The sequence below is a fragment of the Paenibacillus ehimensis NBRC 15659 genome, from assembly GCF_004000785.1.
GTDB lineage: Bacteria > Bacillota > Bacilli > Paenibacillales > NBRC-103111 > Paenibacillus_G > Paenibacillus_G ehimensis.
The window spans coordinates 1-8,891 of the sequence record NZ_BILX01000132.1 but is presented as its reverse complement, the minus strand read 5'-3'; the positions used below and the strand labels follow the sequence as shown (position 1 = coordinate 8,891).

At 55.5% G+C, this 8,891-nt stretch carries 7 protein-coding genes; all 7 read left to right on the top strand.

Annotated elements, in window-relative coordinates; all coding sequences use genetic code 11:
* A partial coding sequence (locus PEH01S_RS33335; protein ID WP_218032729.1) for a hypothetical protein occupies positions 1-427 on the top strand: 427 nt, incomplete at its 5' end.
* Positions 428-480: 53 nt separating this feature from the next.
* Positions 481-1,959: a hypothetical protein gene (locus PEH01S_RS33330; protein WP_127490352.1), complete on the top strand. Its 1,479-nt coding sequence runs from the start codon at positions 481-483 to the stop codon at positions 1,957-1,959.
* Positions 1,960-1,987: 28 nt separating this feature from the next.
* On the top strand, positions 1,988-2,590 hold the full coding sequence (locus PEH01S_RS33325) for a CbrC family protein (protein WP_127490354.1): 603 nt from the start codon (positions 1,988-1,990) through the stop codon (positions 2,588-2,590).
* 175 nt (positions 2,591-2,765) lie between these two features.
* Positions 2,766-4,100 carry an extracellular solute-binding protein gene (locus tag PEH01S_RS33320; RefSeq protein WP_127490351.1) on the top strand — a complete coding sequence of 445 codons (1,335 nt, stop codon included), beginning with the start codon at positions 2,766-2,768 and terminating at the stop codon, positions 4,098-4,100.
* Positions 4,101-4,169: 69 nt separating this feature from the next.
* Complete coding sequence (locus tag PEH01S_RS33315; protein WP_127490350.1) at positions 4,170-5,996, top strand: cache domain-containing sensor histidine kinase; 1,827 nt, start codon at positions 4,170-4,172, stop codon at positions 5,994-5,996.
* Between the two features lie 5 nt (positions 5,997-6,001).
* Positions 6,002-7,660, top strand: coding sequence for a response regulator transcription factor (locus PEH01S_RS33310; protein ID WP_025845933.1), 1,659 nt, complete (start codon positions 6,002-6,004; stop codon positions 7,658-7,660).
* A partial coding sequence (nagZ, locus tag PEH01S_RS33305; protein WP_127490349.1) for a beta-N-acetylhexosaminidase occupies positions 7,650-8,891 on the top strand: 1,242 nt, incomplete at its 3' end. The genes PEH01S_RS33310 and nagZ, both read left to right, overlap by 11 nt.

Sequence of the window (8,891 nt, the reverse complement as noted above, 5' to 3'; positions counted from 1 at the left end):
TATGTTTTTTCGCACAAGCATGATTTTTTATATCCTCATTCTTGCTATGAGCTTGTTTGGGTGCGCAAGCTTGAAGGAACGGCCTCACGACGTTGTCCCCAATCAGGCTGTTCAAAAGCAGACAGAGCCTGATGCTAAAATAGATCAGGGTGATTCATCCAAATACAACTTGATCATGGCATCGGACAGGGCACGTGGACTTGCTAATTTTAATATAAATGATGAAACGGCAAAATGGTTGACCTTTAAACAGGATGAAATCAAGGGAAATTTGAAAGATAGTCTCGTATATTCGGGATATTCTGTTTCTGGTGTTCATTTTATTGCATTGACTCACCCGATAACCCAGAAACAACTGATGTATAAAGAGGATGGAGTAGGTTTGGGATTCAAGTCACGATTAATGGGGAAAAAGTCGAGTATGTGAATCATTGAATTCCGAACTAAATGGGTTATTTACACTTTTACACGAGGTAAATCATGCATAGACCTGAGACAGCCAGATCCTTATTGTTTTTCATGCTGGTACTGATTTTTTTACTATTTTCTGTAGGCTGTAAAAATGAAAATGGTCTAACTAAAAACGATAAACAGAATTCAACAACTGTCAATTCCAAGATGCAGCAAGTGAATTCCCCAACGAACACTTCACCTGCATTTGATCCCCGTAAGATCAAGGTCGGAGACAAAATAGGAAGCATGGCCGTGGCCTCTTACGAAAGGATACGGACGGAGCTTTCTAACGAGGGAGAATATGTGGCTCAAGCCTTTATCCAGTTTACTGGCGAGGTTGAGGTAACAGGCACCTTCAAACGTTATCCTTTAGAGCGGGAATATTTAGATGGTGAAGTCGTATTTCAAGTAGATGAAAATCAAAACTTCCCTCAAATGAAAATCAGGGATACGCCTGAAGAGTATCGACCCGACGAATGGATTGTTTTGTCATTAGACGATGAAACGAAGCGAAAGTTCGGACCTCCCGACTCGGAAGGGAGAGCAACTTTAGTCTTGACAGATTACAAAATAGAATACGGCCCTACGGAGATCTCGGACCATGCGCAGCTAAAAAAAATCGTCAATATAAAAAGAAATAACGAAGCGGCAACAAAGGAATCTTCCCAAGGATCAAAACCTATCGAGATCATTGGCACGCCGATCAAGGAACAATCCTTTGCGTCAATCCCTTTTGAAAAATTCGGCAGCAGTCAGTTCATCTCTACGATGGAAGAAAAAAATAATAAGACAGTGCTTCATTTCTATGTTCAGGGGCCGGAGCAAACGGTTGAATTAAAATATGAGCCGGCATCCCCCGATTCAATCCATGAAGTGAAAGCCGTTTCGTTTAAAGATGTCAATGGCGACGGATTAAAAGATATTATTATCGTTGTAGACTATACGACGGGTTTCGGCTATATGGGAGCCATTCCGATATCCGAGATTTTGATCTTTCTACAGACAGACGAAGGATTTGTTGAAAGTAAAGCGCTCGAAGATCAAGTTTCTTCTGCGAGTCCGTATCGAATGCTGGATATTCCTACGGCACTGGAATTGTTAAAAAGCGGTTCGAAATCGGGAGCTTCACAGTTTTGGGCCAGGTTAGCGTCGAGAGACTATATTTTAGAGGGCTCGGATGAGTACGGGGGTTCGACACTAACGATGGAGAAAGTTTCCGGCAACTCGATAATCTTCAGCCTCTCGGCTTTCCATGTTACTGGAGATGATGAAGGGATCAAGAACGGCAGCGTGAATATAGGGGAGCTTTCTTCAGTCACTGCTTATTTGTCGGGAACAGAAATGATCTACCAAGACGGTGATTACGAACTATCGATTTCATTAAATTCGCCTGATACGTTTTACGTCCGTGACAACGGTGTGAGCCGCTATGGTGCAGGCGTTCACGTTAATGGGGAATATGGTAGAGAAAGGAAACCTGATTCAACCAAGAACGGAATGCGCTAAAGATCAAACAGAGAGGACATAGATTGTGATGTGCAAAAATGGAATCGACGAGACCTTGCCTCATTTCAAGTATCATCCTAACGCCTATCGGCTCGGACTGTTTAAGCAAGGCCCGGCACGTCCTTGTACGGTTTGCAGCCGGGAAACCAATTATGTTTATTCCGGGCCGTTTTATTGCATCGATGATGTAGACGCGATCTGCCCATGGTGTATCCATGATGGACAAGCCGCCCAAAAGTTTAACGGTACTTTTCAAGGAGCTGTCGAGTATACCAACGGTTTGTTGTCGGTCGTCTTTAACGACGATACGAATCAATATATGTATTTTGTGGGCAATGAACAGGTCGAGCCTATCCATGACCGGCCGTTGCACGAGCTGCTATTTCGGACGCCAAGCTATTCGTCTTGGCAGGAGCCTCAGTGGTTGAGACACTGTGACGATTTCTGCGCGTTTATCGGGTATTTCGACCAAGACGAATGGATGGACCTCAAGGAAGAGCTGCAAGAGGAAATAGTACGGTTGAAAGCAAGCTGCGGGTTATCGCTGAATCATCCTGCTGACGATATCGGTCTTTATCTATTTCAATGTCTCACTTGCGGAAAGTACAGACTGCATACCGATTACTCGTAACGCTCCCATCGCTTTAATCTTGTCTTTTTCCCCGCCGGCGTGGCATACTCCAAATATACCCAATTCATTAGACGAATTTATCCCCCTGTTGTGAAAATCAAACCCTGCCGTCCGCGGCGGGGCGCATACTATAATCGAGAGTGGATAACTGGCGGTTCCCGAAGGAGGGGTACGGATGAGTAACAACCGGCGGCCGCTCCAATTGGCCTCGATACTGCTGTGTTCGGGCTTAGTCTCCGGGTGCGGTCAGATCAATGCGCCGACCCCTGCGGAAGGCGATCAGGCCGGCGGCATGAGGCAGGCGAAGCCGTTTACGATTTCGCTGCGGCATACTCAGGTCCGTGACGATGCCAGGCTCAAGCTGAAGCTGCTGGAAGACGTGGCCAAAAGGATGGAAGCCGCCGTTCCCGGGCTGACGGTGGAACTGGAAGGCATCGAAGACAAGGTCAACCGCTTCGAGAAGCTCCCGGCCGAGATGGCCGCGGGCGCGCCGCCCAAAATATTCGACTTGTTCGGCGGTTCGGATACGCAGAAGTACGTCAAAGCCGGCCGGCTGCTGGATCTGACCCCGATTTTGGAGGAGCTGAAGCTCAAGGACCGCTTTTTCGATTTGGACGAGTTCACGGTTGACGGTAAAATTTACGGACTGCCGACGGCGTCCTTCGTAGAAGGCGTGTACTACAACAAGAAAATATTTAGAGAGCTGGGGGTAGAAGTACCCAAAACCTGGGAGGAGCTCATCGCCATCGCGGAGAAAGCGAAGGCGAACGGCATTACGCCGTTTGCGCTTGCCGCGGCGGACGGCTGGGTGATCAACATGCTGATGAACACGCTTTGGGTGCGTACGGCCGGTCCCGATTCCGTCCAAGGCTTCGTCAGCGGATCACGCAAATGGACCGATCCCGACGTGCTTGACGGCTTCAAGCGCTACGAGCTGCTCGTCAAAAGAGGCTATTTCCCGGAAGGCAGCCTCGGTCTTAAATATGCGGAGCAGCAGTACAAGTTCCGTGCGGGCAACGCGGCGATGCTGTTCGACGGGAGCTGGGCAAGCGGGGCGATTGCCGATCCCCAGTGGTCGAAAATTGCGAACGACGTCGGCTTCTTCAACTTCCCGGACACCGGAGGGAAGGGCGACGGCTGGATTAACGGCAGCTATTCGAACGGCTACGGCTTCGCCGCGAACCTCAGCGAACAGGAGAAGGAAGCCGCCAAAGCGTTCATCCGCATTATGTACAGCGACGAAATGCAGCGGCGCCAATTGAAAGAAACCGGCGTTCTTCCGGCCATGAAGCTGATCGATCAGTCGGGGTTTTATCCGATTGTGGATGAAATCATGCAGACGACCCGTTTCAAACAGTTTCCGGCGTTCGATGCGGTCGTCCAGGCCAAAGTCCGCGAAGCGCTCGAAACCGCCATGCAGGAGCTGGTCGGCGGCAAGCTGACGGCGGAGCAGGTTGTGGAGAAGCTTCAGCGGGTGCAGGAAGCCGCAAATAAAGAAGCGAAGAGATGACCGGTTCGCCGGAAGGGCGGCAGCATGGCGGCGAACCCTTCGGCATAAGAAAGGAACGACAGGCATTTGATGAATCTTCGGAAAAAGGTGTTTTTGGGGTTCATGGCGTTTATCGTGGCGCCGCTGTTCGTGCTCGGAACGATCACGTATTTGCTGTCGCAGAGCATCATCCAGCAAAACTATGCGGAACAGTCCGAATTTACGCTGAAGGCCGTCGGCCGCAATATTACGTACGTGCTGAAGGAAGCGAACTATTTCTCTCAAGCGTCGATGCAGCGGGAAGACATCCAACGGATGCTCGGAGCTAAAGACGGCGTCGACGCCGTCACCTTGACCGAATACGACCGTTTGCTGCAGCGAACGTTTCTTTCCTATACTCCGGCTTACTCGGTGACGCTGTATGATTTTGACCGGCAGTCGTTCAGTCAGGGGAAAATCGGCTACAGGCCGCTTTCCTTCGCCGAGCTTGCCAAGCTGCCTGTGTTCGGCGAGGTCATGGCTTTGAACGGCGTGCCGCGCTGGATCGGTCCGCACGAATTCGAGAATTGGACCGGCAATAAGCCGTTGTTTACGATGATTCGCGTGATCAACGACACGTATACGCTCGACAACCGCGGAATTCTGCTGCAGCAGTTTCAATTCGGCGAGCTGAACCGCATCTTCAACTATTTCGGCACGACCCACAGCAACGATGTCCGGTTCATGATCGTCAATCAGGACGGGCTGATCATGGTGGATAACAAGGATAAGCTCTCGGGGCAAACGCTTTCGTCGCACATCGACGGCTCGATTCATTTGGGCGGGGAATACGAGAGCGGCAAAATGAAGTTCGACGGCGTCGAAAGCATCGTGTCGGTGCATCATCTGGACTTGGACGAATTCGGCAAAATGAATTGGAGCGTCGTCTCCGTCACGCCTTGGGCTTACTTGTCCGGACGCTCGATACAAGTGATCCAATGGATCGGCGCGATTACGATCTTGTCCCTGCTCAGCGCTCTGCTGTTCAACATGCTGTTCGTCGGTCGCGTGATCCGCTTTATTTTGTACATTGTCAATTCCATGAAAAAGGTGGAGATCGGCGACCTCGGCATCCGCGTCGAAGCGAAGAGCAAGGACGAGACCAGCGCGCTCGCCCGCGGCTTCAACAGTCTGGTCGAGCGGATCAACGCGCTGCTGGAGGACGTGAAGCGGGAGCAGGAGCGGAAAAACAAAGCGGAGCTGATGCTGATGCAGGCGCAGATCAAGCCGCACTTTCTGTTCAATACGCTGGAGTCGATCAATGCGCTTGCGGCGCAAAACGAAGGCCGCAAGGTGAGCCGGATGGTGCAGAGGCTCGGGACGATTTTGCGCGTCAGCTTTTATCATAAAGAAGAAATCCCGCTGTCGATGGAAATCGATCACGTGCGCAATTATTTGGAGATCCAGAAATACCGTTTTGAAGAGTTGTTCGATTACGAGATCGACGTGCCGCCTGCGCTTGCCTCGACTCCGATTCTGAAGCTGACGCTGCAGCCGCTGCTGGAGAACAGCATTCAACACGGCTTCGAAGGGATGGAGAGCAGCGGTGCGGGAGACGGCGATCCTGACCGGCAGAAGGGCTTCCTGTGGATTGCCGCGGAAGAGACGGAGGACGCGGTCGTGCTGTGGGTACAGGACAACGGTGCCGGAATCCCGGACGACGTGCTGCTCCGTCTGCATGGAACGCCGGGCAGCAGGTCCGGCGGCTCGGCGGAAACGGGGGCCCCGATGCCGGAGGAGCGGGTCGGGCTTGGCATCCCGAATGTGGCGGACCGCCTGCGCATCCATTACGGCAGCCGCTACGGCATGATGATTTGCAGTAAGCCGGGCTTCGGCACGGTCATTCGCTGCACCATACCAAAACGAACAACCGGGTGATCGCGATGAAAATTAAAGCCATGCTGGTGGACGACGAAATCAATATCGTCCGCAATCTGGAAAAGATCATTCCCTGGGAAGCGATGAGCATCGAGCTGATCGGCACGGCAGCCAACGGGGCGAAGGCGCTCGATCTGGCCCGCGAAGGGAAGCCGGATCTCATTCTGTCGGATATCCGCATGCCGGTCATGGACGGCATCGAGCTGCTGCGGCAGCTGAGAGAGTCCGGCTACGAGGGCGAAATGATTATGCTGACGGGCTTCCAGGAATTCGACTATGCCCGATCCGCCGTCAAATATGGCGCGCGCGACTATATCCTGAAGCCGATCGATTACGAAGAGCTGCAGCTGGTCATCGAGCGGACGGCCGCGGGCATCCGTGAAATCAAGATCAACGAGCTGAAGGAGACGGCCAGATGGCGGGAGCTGTCGGAGCTGGCTTACGAAAAAATTTTGCTCGATCTGCTGATGGACTATACGTCGTTTCCGCTGCACCGGCTCCGCGAAGAGGGGGACCGCTCTTGGCTCGATCAGCGCTATTGGATGCTGCTCGTCGATCTGGACGATTATTCGCAGATCGCGCGGCAGGACGAGCGGGAGCGCAAGCTGGTGCATTTTGCCGTGCGCAACGTGCTGCAGGATGCGCTCAGCCCGGAGCTTGCCGAATATGCGGTGCTGCTGACGCGGGAAGGGGAATGGTGCGTGCTTATTCCGCTTCCGGTGACGGGGCCGTCGGGAGCAGCGATGGCCGCCGGCGCCGCCTCGTCGGAGCGGCTGAGGACTTGGTCGGAGCAGGTACAGCAAGCGGTGGAGCGGTACGTCAAGCTGTCCGTCAGCGTCGGGGTATATCCGTCGCCGCTTGCGGCGGAGGAGCTGGCGGACGCCTACCGCAAAGTGCAGCGCGGCCTCCAGCTTTCGCTGGAGAACCGGCACATTCTGATCCACGAGCAGACGGCCGGGACGGATGCGACAGGAAGCTCGTTCTGGGGCCTGGCCGACGGTCTCGCCACCGGGTTGACGCAGGGCGACTCCGCCAAGATCGAGCAGACGCTCGAAGAGCTCGGCCGCAGCATCAAGGAGGCCGGCGGCCACAATTCGATGCGCGCCGAGCAGATGCTGCATTTCCTGTGCCTGCATCTGCTGCGGGAAATGCGTTCGGTCGGGCTGCTCGGAAGCTCGCAGGAGCAGACGGTATGGGCCAAACTGGAGGATAGCTTAAACGTGAAGGAACTTGTCGAATGCGTACACCTGCTCATCCGGGAATGCCAGCAGGTGAGCACGGGCCGGCGCAAATCGCCCGAGCTGCTGATGGCTTCCGCGCGGGACTATATTCAGAAGCATGTGGCCCGCGATCTGGGCGTCGAGGAGCTGGCCCAGCATCTGGGAATCAGCAACAGCTATTTCAGCCTGCTGTTCAAGCAGCATCATCAGGAGACGTTCCTCGAATATTTGACGCGCGAACGGATGGAGCTGGCCAAATCGCTGCTCCTCCACAGCGACAAGAGCGTCACCCAAATCGGCAAGCTGGCCGGCTACGCGGAGCGGCGGTATTTTACGAAGGTGTTTCACAAATACGAGGGGATGACCCCTACCGAGTTCCGGGAACGGGCCAAGCCGGGCGTGGCGGAGCTTGAGACAGAGGAGGAAGCGGCAGATGGTGTCTAAAGGAATTGGGGAGCTGACGCTCCGGCAAAAAATCGGTCAAATGCTGATGTGCGGCTTTCACGGTACGGAGCCGTCGGAAGATATCGAACGGCTGATCCGGGAGAAGCATCTCGGCGGAATCATTTATTTTCGCCGCAATCTGACGGAGCCGGTTCAGGTAGCGAAGCTGTCGGCATCGCTGCAGCAGCTGGCGCTCGCCCATGGCGGCGTGCCGCTCCTGATCGCGATCGATCAGGAGGGCGGCATGGTGATGCGCATCGATCAAGGCGTGACGCCGATTCCCGGCAGCATGGCGCTGGGGGCGACCGGCGATGCCGAGGCGGCTTACGAAGCGGCGAAGGTCACGGGCAGCGAGCTGAAGGCGATGGGCATCAATATGAACTTCGCGCCGTGTCTCGATATTAACAATAATCCGCTCAACCCGGTCATCGGCGTCCGTTCGTATGGCGGGGACGCGGAGACGGTCGGCCGTCTTGGCACGGCGGCCGTGAGAGGCTATCAGGAAGCGGGCATCGCCGCGACGGTGAAGCATTTTCCCGGCCACGGCGATACAGGCGAGGACTCGCATACGGCGCTGCCGGTTGTGCCGCACCCGCGTGAGCGGCTGGACCGACTGGAGCTCGCGCCGTTCCGCCGGGCGGCCGAGCTTGGCGTCGATGCGGTGATGACCGCGCACGTGCTGTTCCCGGCCGTCGAGCCGGAGCGGCTGCCGGCGACGCTGTCGTCCCGGGTCATCGACGGGCTGCTGCGGCAGGAGCTTGGCTACGACGGGGTCGTCGTCACCGACTGCCTGGAGATGAATGCGATTGCCGAGCATTACGGCATTGCCGAAGGCGCGGTGATGGCCGTGGAGGCAGGGGCGGACCTCGTGCTGGTCAGCCACCGGATCGAGCGGCAGCAGACGGCGCTGGACGCGCTCGTGCAGGCGGTGGAGAGCGGCCGCATCCGCGAGGAGCGGATCGACCGCTCGGTCGAGCGCCTGCTCGCGCTCAAGAGCCGCGTCGCATCGGCAGCGGTCGCGGGCGTGGCGCTGGCGCCGGGCGCGAGCCTGGCGACCGAGGCGTCGCAGCGGCTGGCGGAGCGCATTGCCGAGCGCAGCGTCACGCTGCTGCGGGGTGAAGCCGGGCTGCCGCTCGACCCGGCGAAGCCGGTGCTCATCATCTGGCCGGAGGTGCGGGTCGGCACCGAGGTTGACGAGGTATTGGCCCGCCGTGAGACGGCGGGCTACTGG